The organism is Acuticoccus sediminis, from assembly GCF_003258595.1.
Lineage (GTDB): Bacteria > Pseudomonadota > Alphaproteobacteria > Rhizobiales > Amorphaceae > Acuticoccus > Acuticoccus sediminis.
Genome location: NZ_QHHQ01000003.1, coordinates 719280 through 734894, shown reverse-complemented (window position 1 = coordinate 734894; position 15615 = coordinate 719280). Strand labels below are relative to the sequence as shown.

20 protein-coding genes and 1 tRNA gene are annotated in these 15615 nt (G+C 64.5%); 1 reads left to right on the top strand and 20 read right to left on the bottom strand.

The features are described 5' to 3' along the window. Position 1: 1 nt before the first annotated feature. A complete protein-coding gene (locus DLJ53_RS17560; protein ID WP_111347571.1) occupies positions 2 to 1501 on the bottom strand; it encodes a Do family serine endopeptidase in 1500 nt (499 codons plus the stop codon). A gap of 374 nt (positions 1502 to 1875) precedes the next feature. Beyond that, positions 1876 to 2535 (bottom strand): TetR/AcrR family transcriptional regulator, encoded by a 660-nt coding sequence (locus DLJ53_RS17555; RefSeq protein ID WP_146619997.1) that lies wholly within the window; start codon positions 2533 to 2535, stop codon positions 1876 to 1878. A gap of 111 nt (positions 2536 to 2646) precedes the next feature. Here DLJ53_RS17555 and dctP point away from each other — a divergent pair, with 111 nt between their 5' ends. Further along, entirely contained in the window at positions 2647 to 3744 is a 1098-nt protein-coding gene (gene dctP, locus DLJ53_RS17550; protein ID WP_111347567.1) for a TRAP transporter substrate-binding protein DctP, read from the top strand. A 519-nt stretch (positions 3745 to 4263) separates the two neighbouring features. Here the strand turns inward: dctP and DLJ53_RS17545 are convergent. The 18 genes from DLJ53_RS17545 to DLJ53_RS17470 form a co-directional block, all read right to left on the bottom strand. Next, complete coding sequence (locus tag DLJ53_RS17545) at positions 4264 to 4674, bottom strand: hypothetical protein (RefSeq protein WP_111347566.1); 411 nt, start codon at positions 4672 to 4674, stop codon at positions 4264 to 4266. Continuing rightward, positions 4665 to 5192: a hypothetical protein gene (locus DLJ53_RS34760; protein ID WP_146619996.1), complete on the bottom strand. Its 528-nt coding sequence runs from the start codon at positions 5190 to 5192 to the stop codon at positions 4665 to 4667. Before DLJ53_RS34760 ends, DLJ53_RS17545 begins: the two co-directional genes overlap by 10 nt. Positions 5193 to 5277: 85 nt before the next feature. Beyond that, positions 5278 to 6357: a phage portal protein gene (locus tag DLJ53_RS17540; RefSeq protein WP_111347564.1), complete on the bottom strand. Its 1080-nt coding sequence runs from the start codon at positions 6355 to 6357 to the stop codon at positions 5278 to 5280. Continuing rightward, complete coding sequence (locus DLJ53_RS17535) at positions 6354 to 6887, bottom strand: hypothetical protein (protein WP_111347563.1); 534 nt, start codon at positions 6885 to 6887, stop codon at positions 6354 to 6356. Before DLJ53_RS17535 ends, DLJ53_RS17540 begins: the two co-directional genes overlap by 4 nt. Continuing rightward, on the bottom strand, positions 6887 to 7510 hold the full coding sequence (locus tag DLJ53_RS17530; RefSeq protein WP_111347561.1) for an HK97 family phage prohead protease: 624 nt from the start codon (positions 7508 to 7510) through the stop codon (positions 6887 to 6889). Before DLJ53_RS17530 ends, DLJ53_RS17535 begins: the two co-directional genes overlap by 1 nt. Before the next feature lie 2 nt (positions 7511 to 7512). Then, a complete protein-coding gene (locus tag DLJ53_RS17525; RefSeq protein WP_111347559.1) occupies positions 7513 to 8787 on the bottom strand; it encodes a phage major capsid protein in 1275 nt (424 codons plus the stop codon). Next, positions 8781 to 9074: an HNH endonuclease gene (locus DLJ53_RS36680; RefSeq protein WP_111347558.1), complete on the bottom strand. Its 294-nt coding sequence runs from the start codon at positions 9072 to 9074 to the stop codon at positions 8781 to 8783. Before DLJ53_RS36680 ends, DLJ53_RS17525 begins: the two co-directional genes overlap by 7 nt. Beyond that, positions 9071 to 10573: a terminase large subunit domain-containing protein gene (locus DLJ53_RS17515; protein ID WP_202913205.1), complete on the bottom strand. Its 1503-nt coding sequence runs from the start codon at positions 10571 to 10573 to the stop codon at positions 9071 to 9073. Before DLJ53_RS17515 ends, DLJ53_RS36680 begins: the two co-directional genes overlap by 4 nt. Next, entirely contained in the window at positions 10570 to 10974 is a 405-nt protein-coding gene (locus DLJ53_RS17510) for an HK97-gp10 family putative phage morphogenesis protein (RefSeq protein ID WP_111347556.1), read from the bottom strand. The genes DLJ53_RS17515 and DLJ53_RS17510 overlap by 4 nt, the downstream gene beginning before the upstream one ends. 106 nt (positions 10975 to 11080) lie before the next feature. Continuing rightward, complete coding sequence (locus DLJ53_RS17505) at positions 11081 to 11434, bottom strand: hypothetical protein (RefSeq protein WP_111347554.1); 354 nt, start codon at positions 11432 to 11434, stop codon at positions 11081 to 11083. A 334-nt stretch (positions 11435 to 11768) separates the two neighbouring features. Further along, complete coding sequence (locus DLJ53_RS17500; protein WP_111347553.1) at positions 11769 to 12263, bottom strand: helix-turn-helix domain-containing protein; 495 nt, start codon at positions 12261 to 12263, stop codon at positions 11769 to 11771. After that, positions 12260 to 12520 (bottom strand): hypothetical protein, encoded by a 261-nt coding sequence (locus DLJ53_RS34755; protein WP_146619994.1) that lies wholly within the window; start codon positions 12518 to 12520, stop codon positions 12260 to 12262. The genes DLJ53_RS17500 and DLJ53_RS34755 overlap by 4 nt, the downstream gene beginning before the upstream one ends. Position 12521: 1 nt before the next feature. Further along, complete coding sequence (locus tag DLJ53_RS17495) at positions 12522 to 12737, bottom strand: hypothetical protein (protein ID WP_111347551.1); 216 nt, start codon at positions 12735 to 12737, stop codon at positions 12522 to 12524. After that, the gene (locus DLJ53_RS17490) at positions 12734 to 12964 is read right to left on the bottom strand and encodes a hypothetical protein (RefSeq protein ID WP_111347550.1); all 231 of its coding nucleotides are present in this window, start codon (positions 12962 to 12964) and stop codon (positions 12734 to 12736) included. The genes DLJ53_RS17495 and DLJ53_RS17490 overlap by 4 nt, the downstream gene beginning before the upstream one ends. Further along, entirely contained in the window at positions 12964 to 13362 is a 399-nt protein-coding gene (locus DLJ53_RS17485) for a hypothetical protein (protein WP_111347548.1), read from the bottom strand. The genes DLJ53_RS17490 and DLJ53_RS17485 overlap by 1 nt, the downstream gene beginning before the upstream one ends. Then, a complete protein-coding gene (locus DLJ53_RS17480; protein WP_162409318.1) occupies positions 13362 to 13577 on the bottom strand; it encodes a helix-turn-helix transcriptional regulator in 216 nt (71 codons plus the stop codon). The genes DLJ53_RS17485 and DLJ53_RS17480 overlap by 1 nt, the downstream gene beginning before the upstream one ends. A 529-nt stretch (positions 13578 to 14106) precedes the next feature. Beyond that, complete coding sequence (locus DLJ53_RS17475; protein ID WP_111347545.1) at positions 14107 to 15258, bottom strand: tyrosine-type recombinase/integrase; 1152 nt, start codon at positions 15256 to 15258, stop codon at positions 14107 to 14109. A gap of 147 nt (positions 15259 to 15405) precedes the next feature. Then, a tRNA-Ser gene (locus tag DLJ53_RS17470) sits at positions 15406 to 15498 on the bottom strand. Positions 15499 to 15615 lie beyond the last annotated feature (117 nt).

Genomic DNA, 15615 nt, shown 5'->3' with positions numbered 1-15615 from the left:
GTCAACCGACCTTCGCGTCCAGCGCCACGTAAAGCCGATGGCCGTTGCGTTCGACGAGGAGAAGGACCTTGCCCGACCCGGTCTCCGACTTCTGGATGAGGTCGTTCGTCTGCTGCGCGTCGTGCGTCGCTTCGGTCCCGACCGCCACGATCACGTCACCGACCTCGATCCCTGCCTCGGCCGCCGCCTTGTCGGGATCGACCGCCGCCACGAGGGCGCCGGTGTCATCCGCTCCGAGGTTGAACTGCTGGCGCAACTGAGGCGTCAGGTCGATGAGGGCCAGGCCCAGTCGGCCGGTCGGAGCGTAGGTCTCGTCCTCCGCCGCCACGACGGTGTCCTCGTTCGGCATCGCGCCCACGGTGACCTTCAGTGTCATGGCCTTGCCGTCGCGGATGAGGCCGACCTCGGCGGGCGTCCCGGCGTTCGCGTCGGCGACGATCCGCGACAGCTCGTGCGGGGAGCCGACCGTCCTGCCGGCGAACCCGGTGATGACGTCGCCGGCCCGGAGCCCCGACGCCGCAGCGGGGCTGCCGGAGGTGACCTCGGTCACGAGGGCCCCGTCAGTCCCGTCGATTCCCAGCGCCTCGGCGACGTTCTGGTCGAGCAGTTGGATCATCACGCCGAGGTAGCCGCGGTCGACGTGTCCGCTTGTCGTGAGCTTCTCGACGATATTCTCGGCAAGATTGGACGGGATCGCGAAGCCGACCCCGACGTTGCCGCCGGTGGGGCTGTAGATCGCCGCGTTGACGCCGATCACGTGGCCGGCGGCATCCAGGAGGGGCCCGCCCGAGTTGCCCTGGTTGATCGGCGCATCGACCTGGATGAAATCGTCGTACGGCCCTGACTGGAGGTCGCGGCCGAGCGCCGAGACGATCCCCGCCGTGACGGTGCCGCCGAGGCCGAAGGGATTGCCGATCGCGAGGACCCAGTCGCCCGGCGTCACGTCGTCCGAGTTCCCCCACCGAACGGTCGGGAGCGCGTGTTCGGCATCGATCTTTATGACGGCGATGTCGGTCTTCTCGTCGGTGCCGATGAGGTGGGCCTGGAACTTCGTCCCGTCGCTCAGGATCACCGTGATCCGGTCGGCGTTGCGCACGACGTGGTTGTTGGTGACGATGGTGCCGTTGCTGTCGACGATGAAGCCGGAGCCGAGGCCCTGGATCGCCGGGTGCGGCACCGCGGACGACCCGTCGTCGGGCTCACCCTCCGGAGGCATTCCGAAGTATCGCCGCAGGAAGTCGTCGAAGGGGGACGGCTCGCCGGACTTCGGCGTGGTGTCGTTGGTGATGCCGGACATGCCGGGGGCGCGCTCGTCGACCGTCACCGTCACGACCGCGTCCTTGTTGGCCTTCACGATGCTGGAAAACGACCCCGGTAGCGCGCTGCCTTCGATCTGGGGAGCCGCCGCCTGCGCCGCCGTGCCTTGCATGATGGTCGGGACGCCGGCGAGGGCGGTCGTTGCGACGAGGATGGCGACGAAGCTGGAGTGCAACCGTTTCATCGAAATTCGCCCGGCGAGAATGCCAAAACCGTATCGGCCGGTAGGGGCGGCGCCGTCTCGCCTCCGGACGTCGTATGCCGGTGCCATGAAAGATGCACCTCATCGCGGCGGCGATAAAGAACGTTGCGGTATTTTAAGGTAGCCCCGCGGGGCGGGTATGGCGGGCCGAAGCCGACGAAACTGAGAACTACACTTACGCTATAGCCCTATAAAGTGACTGAGGCAGTGAGGTCGCCACGGCCTTGACGGCGCTAGCAAAGGTTCCGGAGCGGCGTCCCCAGCGTCGGCACCCATTGCCTTGCGTCGTCAGGATGATCCTCCTCATCAATCGCCTTATCGTGTTGCTGTTTGAAGGATCTCAGCAGAGTGGCCCTCTATTTCATTGTCAGTTCGGTTTCCGCTGCCGCTCGCAGGTAGGCTCTGGACAGAAGGCGGGTTTCCTCACGCAGGCTGTCTTGCACGTGGCGCCCCGAGGCCAGTGCCCCAAAGCTTCCTCGAGACACGCCCGCCAATGCAGACAGCAACGTGAATGCCACGCGGTGGGGATCACTGAAGGACGCATCCGGGACGCACGTCAAAAGCCGGACCACAGCGGCATCCAGCTTTTTGAAGACATCCGAAGGCAATCGGACCTGATCTATCGCCCCTGCAACCCGATAAAGTGCGACTGTCGTGTCGGGATGCGCCAGTTTTGCGGACACATAGGCATCCGCGATACGATGAGCCAGGTCGTCCAGCGTCTCTGCGGGGCCGTCGATGCCAATCCGCTCCAGCGCCTCTGCCATCTCCTCGAAATGACGCGCCAGGATGGCAAAAAGCAAGGCCTGCTTATTCGGATAATACTGGTAAAGCGTGCCGACTGAGACTCCGGCGCGCTCAGCGACCCGGGTGGTCGTCAACCGGTTCAACCCTTCCGCCAGCAAAACCTGAACGGTCGCTTCGTGAAGGGCCTCGACAGTTGCGCCCGATCTGGACTGACTGGGCATTTTCCTTGGTTTCAGCCGCGTTGGGACGGAGGTTTCGGCGCTTTTCAAATGCGAATATCCAACTGAAGCATTGTTCAGTTATGACGCTAGTCAAGGATCAATGCCCGGGTCAAGAAAAGGCCCGGACCGCGGAGATAGAGTTGAAAGGAAAAGCGTGTCATGATCGTCGATGACAAAATAGCGGGTGGAACCGGGACCAATCGCAGGCAGCTGCTCGCTGCCGCATTGGGCGCAGCCGCAGCCATCACGTTGATGCCGAACGCAGTGTCGCAAGCGATGGCGCAGACGACCCCTCGCCTCCTCACGTTCAGCGACCATCAACCGTTGGAGGGGATGCGGACACGTTTCCTGAAGGAGGTGGTGTTTCCCGCCATCGAGGAGGAATCCAACGGTCGCCTGAAGATCGAGGACCACTGGAACGGCGACATCGCCGCGGCCTATGACGCACTTGGCGCTGTCAGCAACGGCACCGCCGACCTTGCCACTGTTGTGCCGGAATACACCGCCAAAGAGCTGCCACTGCATCAGATCTTCAAAAGCTTCGTCAAAGGTCCGGTGGACGGCCAGCAAAGCGAATTTTTCCAACAGGTCTATGCCGAAGTTCCCGCTTTCCCGAAAGAGTTGGACAAGAACAATATCGTCCAGATATTTTTTGGCACCGGCTATCCGGTCGCGTTTTTCCGCAATGCGCCCATGACCAGCCTGGATGATCTGAAGGGCGGCAAATGGCGCTCAGCCAGCTTCTGGCATCTGGACTATCTGAAGAATGCCGGGGCCACGCCGGTCAAGATGCATTGGGGCCCGGAAATCCCTGCGGCCCTCAAGGATGGGACGCTGGATGGCCTGATGGTGAATGTGGACAGCGGGTACAATCTGAACGTCCATGACAGCGCCCCCAATGTGCTGGCCTCGAAGGATTTGTGGCTGGGTCATGTCTATATTCTGGCAATGAACAAGGACGTCTGGAACGGACTTGCACAGGAGGACAAGGAGGCAATCCAGCGCGCCGCCCAGAAATCATACCAGCCCCTTGGACCGGTCATGGCGGACAGCTTCGACACGCAATTGGACGAGTTGCGGGAAGCCGGTGCCAGCGTCCGAACCTTGAGCATGGATGAGGTCGATCAATTTGTGACCGCCACCAGATATGAGGAGGTTCAGGCCGCCTGGGCGGAAGAACAGAAAAAGCAGGGTGTTACGGATGCCACATCCGTCATTGGACAGGTCGCTTCAATCATGGCCGAGTTTGTGGACTGAATGGGCCAGCGGCAATGCCACTCTATTTTGACGGTCGTCGATCAAGCATTTCCGATCAAGGTAGATCAGAACCACGCATCGAGGACGTATGGTAACCGACGGAGCACAGGCTATTTTCGGCGGGTATGGCGGAGCCGGAGGGATTAAGATCTGTCTACTAAGCTCTTGATATTATTGGCTTATAGTTCGTTGAATGTGCCTTAGTGCCTAACATTGTGCCTAATATTCGGTGGTGCGTAACGATTCCGTGTTCATCCACCGTTCTTTTCGTAGCCGATCGGACTTCCCTCTAGTTCTCCTTTGCGCGTTCGTAGCTCTTGTAGCTGTCGAAGCCGGCGCGATCCGCTGCGACCTCTGACGTCCTCTTGCCTGGCTCAACTTCGGGACAATTGTCCCGAAGTTCCTTGTCCGTCCGTTGCCCCTGGCGCTTGCCGATAAGCTCTTCGACGGCCCGCCCGATCGCCACCCGCTCCGAAACGGTAAAGTCCTTACGAACCTCGTTCTCGTCGCGCTCTCCCTCTAGTTCTCCTTGGCCGCCTTGGCGCGCTGGCGGGCCTTGGAGGCCGCTTTGCCACACCGCTCGCTGCAGTAGATCTGATCCCGCCGCCGAGCGTCGAACGTGGTGCCGCATTGGGCGCACGTCCGACCGGCGATCTGCTTCAACCGTTCTTCGCGATAGACGGCGACGTTGAAGGGATTGCGGACCGCGTTGCCGCATTTCGGGCTGCAGTATTTCGCATCGCTCCGGCGAGGCAGGAACGTCACACCGCATCCGGCACAGGTCCGCGGCTCCACCGGGTGCGCTTCCCGGTAGTACACCATCCGCTTGCAACGCCCGCTGCAGAAGCGACGGTAGCTGAGGTGGGTCTCGATCGGGGTGCCGCAGCGCTCGCAAAACTCGTCTGGTAAGTCATCCAGCTTCAACGCCATCGACCTGCCCGCCTTGCTACGCCGATACACTGGTTCCGGCAAAATCGCTGTGTTGGGGTGCGTGGCCGAAACATGCCCCCGCAGCCCTCGCACTCGCGCTTTGGCTGTTGTGCCGACCATGCCGACCGCAGTGCCTCGCGCCGCACGTTGTTCTCGGCCGCCGCGTCCAAATCCCGACGGTCGTTGCGGTGGGCGTCCTTGCACACCACGCTGCAGAACTTCCAATGCCCCTCCGGCAGCGGCTTCGCGCACCGGATGCAGCGCTCGCGTTCGATCGGCAGGGCGCCGTCCTGTGTCCACTCCGGTTGCCCCTCCTTCCATGTCGGTCGGGTCGCACCGGTCATCGCCAGCGCTCGGGACACCACGTCGCCTGCAGCTAGGTCAGCATCGTGCCAAGGCCAGCCATCTTCACAGAGGCCGGAGCGGATACCGTGGCGGCATGATGCCTCGAATGCGAACCGGGACGGAGCGCCGGCCTCCATGCCCGCCCGGATGATGTTGGCGACGGTGTCCACCATCTGACGCCGCTTCGCCTCGTTGAGCTTCCGCCGCTTCGGCTTGGCCGCCTTCGTTGGAGGCGACCAGGGAGCACGGGCGAGCATCTCATTCCCAGTCGATGAACTTGAACGAGTCCTCGATGGCCTGGGGGTCCAGCCCCGCCTCCTTTGCCTGGGCGATAGCGGCAACCATGGTAGCGAAGGCACGAGCCCGCCCGCCGGCATCGAATGCCTGGGTAGGCCGCACCACGTCCACAGATACGGGGGTGCCGAGCTTGGTGGACGCCTCCTCGGCCATCAGGACGCCCATCGGCTGGAGCACCCACTGCGCCAGATGCCGCTGCGCCTCGCGCACGAGCGGCCCTTGCGCGTTCGAGGCCCACATGGCGGGGAGAACACCGAACGCTGCGAAGATGCTGCCCCGCGCCGCCTCCAGGGCCTCCAGCGCCATGGTTTTCCCCAAATCCGGGGACAAGTCATTTGGGCGCCAGTCTTGCGCCGGAGCCGGTCCACCGGCCGCCTGCACGGCCACGCTCTCACGGACCAGAACACGGCCCCGCGATCCTCTGAACGACCGCGTCAGGGCGTTCATGTCAGCTTCGCTCGACTCCGGTAGCGGGACGATCATGCTACCGATCGGCGCCGCCTCGTAGACTTCACCGAGGGCGGTTTCGAGGGCATGGAGAAGTCCAGCCGAGAGCCGAGCCCGCCGGAGCGGTGCGGAGCCGTACCAGGGCGCCGCCATGTCCACCGCAGTCCGGAAGTGCAGCACCTCGGCCGCCAGTGCCGTCTCGGTGTGACCGCCGCCCGCGTCGGGGATCGACAGGCGGTAGGCCCGTGGCAACCCATCACGCGTGCTCACTTCCCAGTCCACCGCCGGCACGAGGCCGTCGTCACGGATCAGCCATACCGCCTCACCGCGTAGGGCCAGCGAGCGCGCCGTGGCCGCCATCACCGATCGGCTGAGGAGGTCCGTCCCCTCCACGTCGGCGAGGGCAAAGCCATTCTCCCACATGGTGATGCAGGTCTGAGCAGTCCCCGTAAGCTCGGCCATGCCGCGGGCGCCGCTGATGTACGCCTCGCGCATCCCGATCAGCTCGGCCGTGAAGCCGGAGCCGCTGGCGCGCGTCTCGTGAGGCATCACGGTTTCCGTGACACCTTCACGCTTCTGCCAGGGCCACCTCATGCCACTCTCCGATATGGGCGTAGAAGATCCGCCGCACCGCTGTTGCGGAGGGCGTCGGCGATCCACGAGGGCGACCGACGGTGCGTGATGGAGACGGACCCGGCCGTGACGCTCTCACTGATGGCGCCGGGCTTACCGGGTGTGGCCGCCATATATTCAGCGAGCCTCCGGTAAGCCTCCAGGGCAGGTTCGGGGGCCTCGGTATCGCCGACACTGGCGGTAATGCGCCACGGCCCACCGCAGGGGATGCAGTAGCCGAACGGCCCCGTGGGCAGCGTCTCCTCCACCCACGCTTCACCGGTCCACCGTTCCGTCAGCGAGATCGTCGCGGGCGTCAGAGGCGGGGACCAATCGCCCTCACCCTCCACGATCCACGTCACCGGGCGCACGCTCCAGCGGGCGATCACGTAGTTCTCGATCCGGCCCCACACGACCGACGTATCGAGTGCGGCAGCGCCGTCAGACAGCCCTGACGGTTCGAGGGGGTAGCTCTCCGGTACGTCCTCGGTCTGCATTAGCGTCTCGGCCATCAGAGCCTCCAACGGTGCAGGACGTGGCGGGACGGCGGCACCATGAGGCCGGAAAGGGCCATATCCCAGCTCCGCGCCTCCTCGGCCGTGGCCTCGCGGTAGGCAGCGACCGTCACCAGCGAAAGCTCGTAAAGGAGCGCTTCGAAGATGGTTCGGATAAGCGCGGTGCCCTCGGCGGGGTCCTCCTCCTCCACCTTCTCGGCGTCGGGAACCGTCCTCGGCGGGGGGATGCGAAAGCCGGGGCTGATGCCTCTGATCAGTCCCGCGCTGAAGGCCGCCAGGAAGTCCTGGACGTAGGGCGCCTCCTGAACCTCCGGCACGATGTTCGCGTCGAAGGTCAGGGCCTCGTCAGTGTCGCGAAGCGTCAGCGTGTCATTGTTCCGCGACGCCAGGGGCCGGTCATAGGAGTGACCGACCAGCAGGTGGATTTCCTCGTCGGGCCTCTCCACGCGGTAGGAGAACGCCCGCGGTGCAATGCGTTCCTTGCGCGGCCGTCCGCCGTTGCGCCCGCCGTCCGACAGGACAGCAAGCCGGTTGTAGGGGAACCGCCCCTTGAGGCGACGCCCCGTGCCGCGGCTATCGCGCCGCAGCTCTAGTTCACCTATGGCGCCGCCGAAGAGCATGGTTAGACGCCCGCTTCCAGCTCGAGGCCGGTGATGAGTTCGAGCTGAGCCGGGCGAGCCACCGTGAGGTCCAGCGTCGCGAGGGCGGTGATGCGGAGCCCGCCGGACTGCGCGTCGCTGAAGGGATCGCGGACGACGTCAATCGCGCCCCAGGCACCGACGAAGATCGGGGCGACACCGCCGGCCGATGTGGTGAGGAGCGACTGCGTCTCCAGCGGATCACCGGACGGAGCGGCGAGGCCGTTCGTCGTCATCGCGATGTTGCCGACGGGGATGTTCTTCAGCAGACGGTCCCACTCGGAGACGGCCGTGCCGGACACCAGAGTCGCGTCCAAAACGGACCACATCTCGGGACGGATCAGAGCCTTCACCGCCGAGGGCGAGCCCGCAGCGTTGGCCGTCATGAAGCGGACCACCGCAGCCCGGAAGGCGGACCAGTCAGCCATTGCGCCCGCGTCGGTGGACGTGATGCCGTAGGTCGCCGCCCCAGTGATCACGCCCAGCGGCTGACCATTGGCGCCGGTGCCGAGGAACACCGCCCGGTCCATCTCGACCGCCATGGCACCGGCCATGTCCCTCCGGATCGCTTGTTCCAGCGCCGCGCCCGATTGCTTGATCGCCTTGCGGGTCACGCGCAGTTGAATGCCCAGGTTGTGGTCCGGCGACATCGCCCGATCGGTCGTGGCATAGGTCGTGGGTCCGGCCACGTTCGCCGTCTCGCCATCGGCCCAGCCTGCCGACACGCTGGAAGTCGTGACGGGCCATTCCACTGCGCCACTGTCGATGCTGATCATCTGCGCGCCAATGCGGCCCGCGGCGGTGTCGGGGAACAGGCGATCGATGATCGGGCGCGTCGAGATCGGGTCCGGCGTGCCGCTGGCGATCGTCTCACCGGCGCGAACCTCAAGGGCCTGCCAGGGAACCGGGACACCCCGAAAGCCGCCCTGGTTGCGCAGCTCGGTCACCACCTCGGCGGTGCGGCCGTTGAACTGGCGCCCTTCGTCCAGGTAGAGCGCCACCTGGCGCATCTCGAACCCGGCGACGATGTCGGCATATTCGCGATCGCTGCGGCTCTCCAGCTCCTCGCCGGCCTCGCGGCGTTCGGTGTCTTCGGCGATCAGGGCCGCGCGATAGCGGGTCTCGTTCTGGCGGAACTCCAGGTCGAGCGTCTCGATCTGGCGCGTCTCGTCCTCGTTCGGCGCTTCGTTCGCCACCAGCGGGGCGAGCGCCTGTCGGATCTCCGACTGTCGGCGCTGGATTCGCACACTTGTCAGCATTTCACGTCCTCACGTAGTAGTGCCGCCCACGCGAGGCGGTCGGGGTTGGGGAGAGTTCGCCCCTGTTCGAGGCAGGTTTTTCGGGAATGGCACGGGGCGCACAAAGTTTGGAGATTGGCCGGGTCCCAAGCCAGATCGGGCCGCGTGCGAACCGGGTGACGGTGATCGACTTCAAGCTTGGTGGCGTGGGCGCCGCACGCGGTGCAATGGAAGTCGTCGCGCCGCAGGATCTCCCAGCGGAGCCTCGCCCACCGCTTGGTGCGGGTGATGTGACGACTACACCTCATGCCCAGAACACCTTCCGCGTTGGCTGTGTGCGGCCCAGCATGCGGGCACCCTCGGCCACGGCCAGGACGGTTGCCGACGCGGCGTCGATCCGACCAAGCGACCGGCCTTTCGCCAGCTTCGCGTTCCCGGCCGGATCGCGTATTACGACCGCATCGGCGATCGCCGAGCGCATCAGCAACGAGGGCATTGAGAGCACTGCCCCATCGTAGGCAGCGCGCCTAAATCGCTCGACGTCTTCGCCGCCGTCCCTAAAGCCCATGCCGCGCCAGATGATCGGGATGCGGACACCGGCCTTGTCCATCGCCTCGCCGAGTTCGGCTTGCTTGAACCGATCGGCCACCATGGCCACGACATTCTCGCCGGCAACGTGCTGGAGCACCTGGGCCAGCCAGGGCGCCACTGGCACGGTCTGATCGCCGAGGGTCGCCAGCTCGTCGCGGTCGTGCATCTGCACGTAGCGGTCGGACACACCATCCCGTTGTCCGCGATCCAGGAGAGAGGGCTTGGAGGGGAACCAGCCCCGTGTTTCGAGCCGGTGCGACTCGGGCCAGTAATACGCCGCCGCCGACATACTCGCCGATCCGCCGAGGTCGATCCCGATGACGCACGGGCCGGAGCGCGGCGGAAGGTCGGCCACCTCGCACTGTAGCCACTCATCCACCGTCAGCAGCGTGTCGCGATCCTCGGCCGCGACACGTTCGTTTCGGTGATAGAGGCGATAGGACGTGAGGGTTGAGCCGCCGCGGGCGATGGCGCGCCGGGCCTGCGCCTCCAGCCATTCGAGGCTCGCACCAATGCCACCCTTGGCGCCGGGGTTGGCGATGAGGAGGCTTTCGCGGTCGTCTGCAGGAAGGGCCGGAGCGGGTCTGTGCTCCTGAACGAATACGCCGTTTTGTGGTTCATCCAGCCAGCGACTGAACGGGTGCGCGTCGTCGCTCGCCGAGGTGCTGATGATCAGCGCCCGGCCGTTCCTCTTGCCCAGGCCGGTCAGCAGCGCGTGCTCCAGCGCGTCGCCCTTGTCGAGCGCCCAATGGCCGCGCTCGTCCATCAACACGAAGGTCGGCGACGTGCCGAGGGCTGACTTGCCGTCCGCAGCCAGCACACGAATCTCATGTTCGTTGTCGAGGGTGACCGACAGGATCGGGGACCGGCGGAACTGGAGCCGGGCGCGCAGCTCATCCGGCAGCGAGCGGGCAAGGCCCTCGATGTACGTCCAGGCGATGCGCCCCTGATCCCTCGTTCGCGCCGCCACCAGGATTTCGCGCCGGGGCTGAGTATCCCACACACCGAGTAGAGCACCGAGGGCGAGGCCGGCCGACAGTGCGGTTTTGCCGTTACCGCGGCCGACACTGAGGCAGGCGATGTTCACGTCATCGGAGAGCGCACCCTTGATGAAGGACTTCTGGAACGGCGCCAGCTTCAACGGCCGGCCCGCCATGGGCCCCTCGGGGATCTCCAACGAGGTCAAGAAGCGGGTTGCGAGGGTGGCCGACTTCATTTGCGGGACACCTTGAGCGCGTTGGCCCTCACGATCCGGGGCCATTGTTCGATGGCACCACGGGCGAATGCTGCCGGCTCACGCGGTCCCTTCTGACCGGTCCCGAACTCCACGTGCGCGGCATACTTCGCGGTCCACTCCGCCGTCAGCGTCTGCCCCGCCTTCATCAGCAGCGCCGCTACCGAAGCCTCGCTCCCCGTCGCGCGCACCGTGCCGTCAATCTTCACGCGTAGGCTCCGGCGCAACTGACCGGAGTCGACAGGCATCCGACCACCAGCAGCGCGAGGGCGTTGAGCCTCGGCGACGACGTCGTGTGCCGACCGGGCGACCACCTCGTCCAGGCGGCGTTCGGCCTTGGCGATCCAGTCATCAACCGCCTTGGAGAAGGAGTCCCTGGCCATCAGCGGGCCCCTGAACCGAGGAGGTAGCGAGAAAGAAAGACCCACACCGCGAGCCCTCCCGTCGTCACAACTTTGGGTATTGGGACCAGATATGCACACAGTGCGCTCATCGGCGGGCCTGCACGGTGAACGTCGCCCCAGCGGGGTCAGCACTGACGTCGATGATGGCGTAGGTCAGCCCATCCAGGGTGATGGTGTCGGCGGTCGTCGGGACGATGCCGATGGACAGCGCCAGGACGACAATCTTGCTGTCACTCTGCAGGACCAGCGTGCCGTCCACCTCGCCCTGCATCCATGCGTCACGCCAGCCACGGCATGGATAATCCACGTCCTCGGTCGTCGGGTTCCACGGGTCGCCACCAGTCGTCACCGTGCGCGTGACCACGATGTCATACGGCACGCCCTCGGCCTCAAGGGCGGCGGTGAGTTCGCTCGCGAGTGGGCCGAGAAGGATGGACACAAGCTGCCTCTATACTGGTATCCCGGTTGTACATCAGTGCAGGCGTGTGCGCAATCAAGGGTGGCCCTTTCCACAACCTTGGGGGCCAGCGGCAAATTTTGTTTTCGAGGGTGACTGAGCCCGTCCAAGGGACCATTGCCTGCCTTCAGACGTGCTGTCAGCTAGGCTCCACTACGTGGTAAGATAAGGATGTCATGGTTTTTATGACGGGTGGCAGGCTCAAATGGCCCGATCCGTCATGGTTTCTATGTCGGCGTGTCATGATTTCTATGACAGGCAGAGCGTATCCGTCATGGTTTCTACGACAGGGGCGTCATGATTTCTATGACAGGTTCTAAATTTTGGGGTTGAGCTTCACCACGTTACCCGTCGCCTTGCGGCCGTTGCGCCCCTTGGGGTTGTTGGCGTTCGTCCGGTGTACGGGATAGTCAGCACCGGGCCTCCAGTTGCGGTAGAGCTTGCGGCCGTCCTGCTTGTCGCTCGCGGGCAACTTCAACTCGGTGATCTCATAGGCAGGTGAACAGGCAGCACCGTCTATACCGAGGCGAGCGTGCTCCGTCTGGACGATGAAGCCTTTGGCCTGGAGGTCATGAAAGGCGCGCGCTGCCGTGTCGGGCGTCACGCCAATCCGATCGGCAGCCTGCCGGGTGGAGAGGCGGATCTTGCCGTTGTTGTTCGCCTGTGCCCCGCGCCACTCCAATTTGAGCCATGGGTAGAGAGCCTGCGCGGTCGGAGAAAGAGCCCGCCAAGCGGGCTCCTCCATTGTGTGTCGGATCATCTTGGTGAAGTGATCCTCGCCATGGCCCTTGCTGCGGCCTCCCCGCTTCATTTGACCGCCCTCGCAGCCCTAGCGAGGGTGATGGCCTGACACGCCTCCGATACCGTCAGGCCGAACGTCTGCCGCAGCCATGGCACCGCTGGCTTGGGCGTCGGTGATGTCATGACCAGCGCCTCGGCAGCGGCATGGACTTGCGCCGAGGGGACGACGGCGTTACCGTCGCCCTCACGACAACATTGCAGTGCATCTTCGATCCGGCGCCGCTCACCCCCAATGGCGGTCGCCGGGTTTTCTTTGTCGGGCTTCACCCTATCGCTCCTCCCACAGGTCGTCGATGCAGACGAAGTGGAAGCCCTCACGCCGCAGCTCGGACGCTGCGGCTCTCGCACCGGCCCGTGCTTCACGCAGGGTCGGGAACTCGGCGTAGATCAGCGAGTGATCGTCGAGCACCACCCAGGTGCCCGTACCCTTCAGCTTGCCGACCGTGATGTTGATGAGTGCGGTCCCCAGGTCCAAGGCGCTCATTCCTTGGCCACCTTCTGAGCCTCGTGGTAATCGTTCAGCAGCACCTTGAAGGCGGCCGCGAACTCCCGAAGGTCTGTGCTGGCGCGCAGCAACGGGTCCAATTCGTAGCCGTCGAGCGCGTCGCCGGCGATCGACTCCGCCCCGGCAGTGTAGAAGCGGATCCGGTCTTCAAGCCGGCAGTACTCATCGCAGATGTCGCGCAGGGCGAGGTCGTGGTCCTTAGCCATCACTTGCCCCCCCTCTTCGCGAGGCGATCGGACATCCACTTGTCGTGCTCGGCGGGGTCGACCAAGCGCCCATTTAGCAGCGCGCCGACACATCGGACATTAGACACCGAGATCGTCTCCACCTCGTCGTCTGTGCCGTCGTCGTCCTCATCCTCATCCGTCTCGGAGCCGGCCGCGGTGATCGCGCGGTGCAACACCTTCACGTCGATGGTGCGCTCAACCTGAGACCACCACGCCTCGGTCTGGCGGTTCGTCACCTCGATCATGGCATTGACGATCACGTCGGTCGGGATGCCGGGGAACGCCGTCTCGCAGGCCTTCCAGCCGTCGAGCCCCTGAGCTTCGGCGTCGGCGTAGACGGCGACCACCGCCGCCAGCACTTCCTCGCGGACGCCCATCACGCGGCCTCCCCGCGCGCTGCGAGGCGAGACGCAACCCATTGTTCGATTTCCGAGACGACGAAGCTCTTACGGCCGGGAATGATCTCGACGGGGCGCGGAAATTCCGGGCGCTTCATCAGGTCGTAAAAGCTTGTACGGCCGATGCCGATCATCTTGTGCGCATCTTTCAGCTGCACCGTGATCGGACGCAAAGCGTTGTGGTCGATGTCCATGACTGCCCTTTCCATTCGTTGGACAGTCACGAACAATACACATCAGCCGAACCGTGGCATCAACTATCGGGGGCGATAATTCGCTCTAATTCTCGCCTGAGCAATGGCTCCCATTTGCGCCATATGTGATGGACCTTGTCGAAGGACATCCCGAATTTGTCCGCGACCTCCTGCTTCGCAGCCTCAAGCTTGCGCCGCTCTTGAGGTTGCCTGTTGTATGCGCCTGCGACCTCCACGCAGATGCGAAGCGATTGATCAACATCACCGCGGCGGCCCCTGCGCTGAGGCGTCTCCATTGCGCTAGCCAGCTCTATAGACAGGTCACCATCTACGGTGCCAGTTCTTAGGAGTAACGCAATAAGACTAAGCAACCTCTCTCTATCGCCTTCCTCAGTCGAAACGTGCAACAGTGATGACCATAGACGTTGAATCGAACGGCCTGAGTCGTCGCTAATTGCGTCTTCAAAAGCTTTGCGTAGGTGCGGGTCCATCTTCTGCAACTGTTCGCGGTGATGATCAGCTAACTTCATCATACCAGCCCGCAATATGTAGCCCAGTCATCCATCAACGCGCGCCGTCTCGCGAAGTGATCGGAACGGTTATAGGCTGCGGCCACCCGGTCCCCAGCCGCATGGGCCAGCGCCGCCTCACGCACCTCGATCGTCGCGTCGGTGCACTCTGTCACCCATGTGGAAAAGCAGGAACGGAAGCCATGAACGGTGAAGTTGTTTAGCTCCATGCGCTTGAGGACGGCGCCGAGCGTCATGTCGCTCATCGGCCGGTCCTTCTTCTGGCCGGGGAACACCAGCGCATCGGGTCCGCCCTTGGGCAGGGCTTCGAGGACGGCGAGAGCGGGGGGCGAGAGTGGAACCCGGTGCTCGCGCCCGGCTTTCATCCGATCGGCAGGGACGATCCACACCGCCTTGTCCAGATCGATCTCGGCCCAGGTCGCACCGCGGACCTCGCCACTCCGTGCTGCGGTCAAGATGGTGAAAGTGAGGGCGCGAGCTGCCGTCCCTCGGCGTTCGGCGAGCGTCTTCATGAGGGCCGGCACGTCGGGATAAGGCATGGCGCCGTGGTGGCCGCGCTTGAGCTTGCCGGCTGCGGGTAGGATCGCCGAGAGGTGGCCGCGCCAGAGGGCAGGGTTGATACCGTTCCGCCATCCTCGCGCACGGGCGAAGTCTAGAACGCGTTCGATCCGGCCCCTAACACGAGAGGCGGTCTCGGCCTTCGCCGTCCAGATCGGGGTGAGGCAGGCAAGCACGTCGTTGGTGTCGATCTCGGCGACGCTCTTGTCAGCCATCGGCTTGCAGTAGGTGTCGAGCGTGTTGCGCCACTGCTGGCGGTGCTTCGGGTTCTTCCACCCGGCCTCCATGCCGTCGATGAACTGCTCGGCCGCGTTGGCGAAGGTGGGGACAGTCGGTGCAGCCTCAGCCTTGGCGAACGGGTCTTCACCATCATCCATCGCGAGGCGGATGCGCGCTGCGGCCTTGCGTGCATCGGCGAGGGTTACCTTGGGGAAAGCCCCCAGGCCCTTCTCGCGCCGCCTGCCACCCTTGTTGGTAATGAACTTCCAGCCGCGCCACCCGCCCGGCTTCACGTGAAGATACAGCCCGCCGCCATCGGCGTGGCGCCCCTCGTCGAGGGCCTTCACCTGGGTCGCCGTGAGCCTTCCAGCCATCCCGCGTGCCTCATGTGCCTAACGGGGTGCCTAACGCGATCCCCGGATATGGGCACATAGTTGCGGACGCCGATGGACACCCGCAAGAGGCGAGGCCCAGGAACTCTGCGGGTTTTGGACGTGGGCGGACGTTACCGAATGCGTAGCTGGCGGAGCCGGAGGGATTCGAACCCTCGAAACGGGTTGACCCCGTTTAACGGTTTAGCAAACCGCCGGTTTCAGCCACTCACCCACGGCTCCGCACTGAAAACGCAAGCGTATACGCCGGCGGCGGCTTCGGATTGGCAAGGGCCGGACCGCTGGGGCGAACTTCGTTCTCAGGATGTCGGGTAACACACCCTGCCACACGCCGACAAG

Excerpts from the sequence above, each read along its gene's own strand:
- DLJ53_RS17490 (WP_111347550.1), bottom strand. The coding sequence starts at position 12,964 with ATGGCTAAGGACCACGACCTCGCCCTGCGCGACATCTGCGATGAGTAC.
- DLJ53_RS36680 (WP_111347558.1), bottom strand. The coding sequence starts at position 9,074 with ATGAGGTGTAGTCGTCACATCACCCGCACCAAGCGGTGGGCGAGGCTC.
- DLJ53_RS17515 (WP_202913205.1), bottom strand. The coding sequence starts at position 10,573 with ATGAAGTCGGCCACCCTCGCAACCCGCTTCTTGACCTCGTTGGAGATC.
- DLJ53_RS17475 (WP_111347545.1), bottom strand. The coding sequence starts at position 15,258 with ATGGCTGGAAGGCTCACGGCGACCCAGGTGAAGGCCCTCGACGAGGGG.
- DLJ53_RS17545 (WP_111347566.1), bottom strand. The coding sequence starts at position 4,674 with ATGGCGTTGAAGCTGGATGACTTACCAGACGAGTTTTGCGAGCGCTGC.
- DLJ53_RS17495 (WP_111347551.1), bottom strand. The coding sequence starts at position 12,737 with ATGAGCGCCTTGGACCTGGGGACCGCACTCATCAACATCACGGTCGGC.
- DLJ53_RS17560 (WP_111347571.1), bottom strand. The coding sequence starts at position 1,501 with ATGAAACGGTTGCACTCCAGCTTCGTCGCCATCCTCGTCGCAACGACC.
- DLJ53_RS17535 (WP_111347563.1), bottom strand. The coding sequence starts at position 6,887 with ATGGCCGAGACGCTAATGCAGACCGAGGACGTACCGGAGAGCTACCCC.
- DLJ53_RS17500 (WP_111347553.1), bottom strand. The coding sequence starts at position 12,263 with ATGAAGCGGGGAGGCCGCAGCAAGGGCCATGGCGAGGATCACTTCACC.
- DLJ53_RS17540 (WP_111347564.1), bottom strand. The coding sequence starts at position 6,357 with ATGAGGTGGCCCTGGCAGAAGCGTGAAGGTGTCACGGAAACCGTGATG.
- DLJ53_RS17530 (WP_111347561.1), bottom strand. The coding sequence starts at position 7,510 with ATGCTCTTCGGCGGCGCCATAGGTGAACTAGAGCTGCGGCGCGATAGC.
- dctP (WP_111347567.1), top strand. The coding sequence starts at position 2,647 with ATGATCGTCGATGACAAAATAGCGGGTGGAACCGGGACCAATCGCAGG.
- DLJ53_RS34760 (WP_146619996.1), bottom strand. The coding sequence starts at position 5,192 with ATGGTGGACACCGTCGCCAACATCATCCGGGCGGGCATGGAGGCCGGC.
- DLJ53_RS17485 (WP_111347548.1), bottom strand. The coding sequence starts at position 13,362 with ATGGGCGTCCGCGAGGAAGTGCTGGCGGCGGTGGTCGCCGTCTACGCC.
- DLJ53_RS17525 (WP_111347559.1), bottom strand. The coding sequence starts at position 8,787 with ATGCTGACAAGTGTGCGAATCCAGCGCCGACAGTCGGAGATCCGACAG.
- DLJ53_RS17480 (WP_162409318.1), bottom strand. The coding sequence starts at position 13,577 with ATGGACATCGACCACAACGCTTTGCGTCCGATCACGGTGCAGCTGAAA.
- DLJ53_RS17510 (WP_111347556.1), bottom strand. The coding sequence starts at position 10,974 with ATGGCCAGGGACTCCTTCTCCAAGGCGGTTGATGACTGGATCGCCAAG.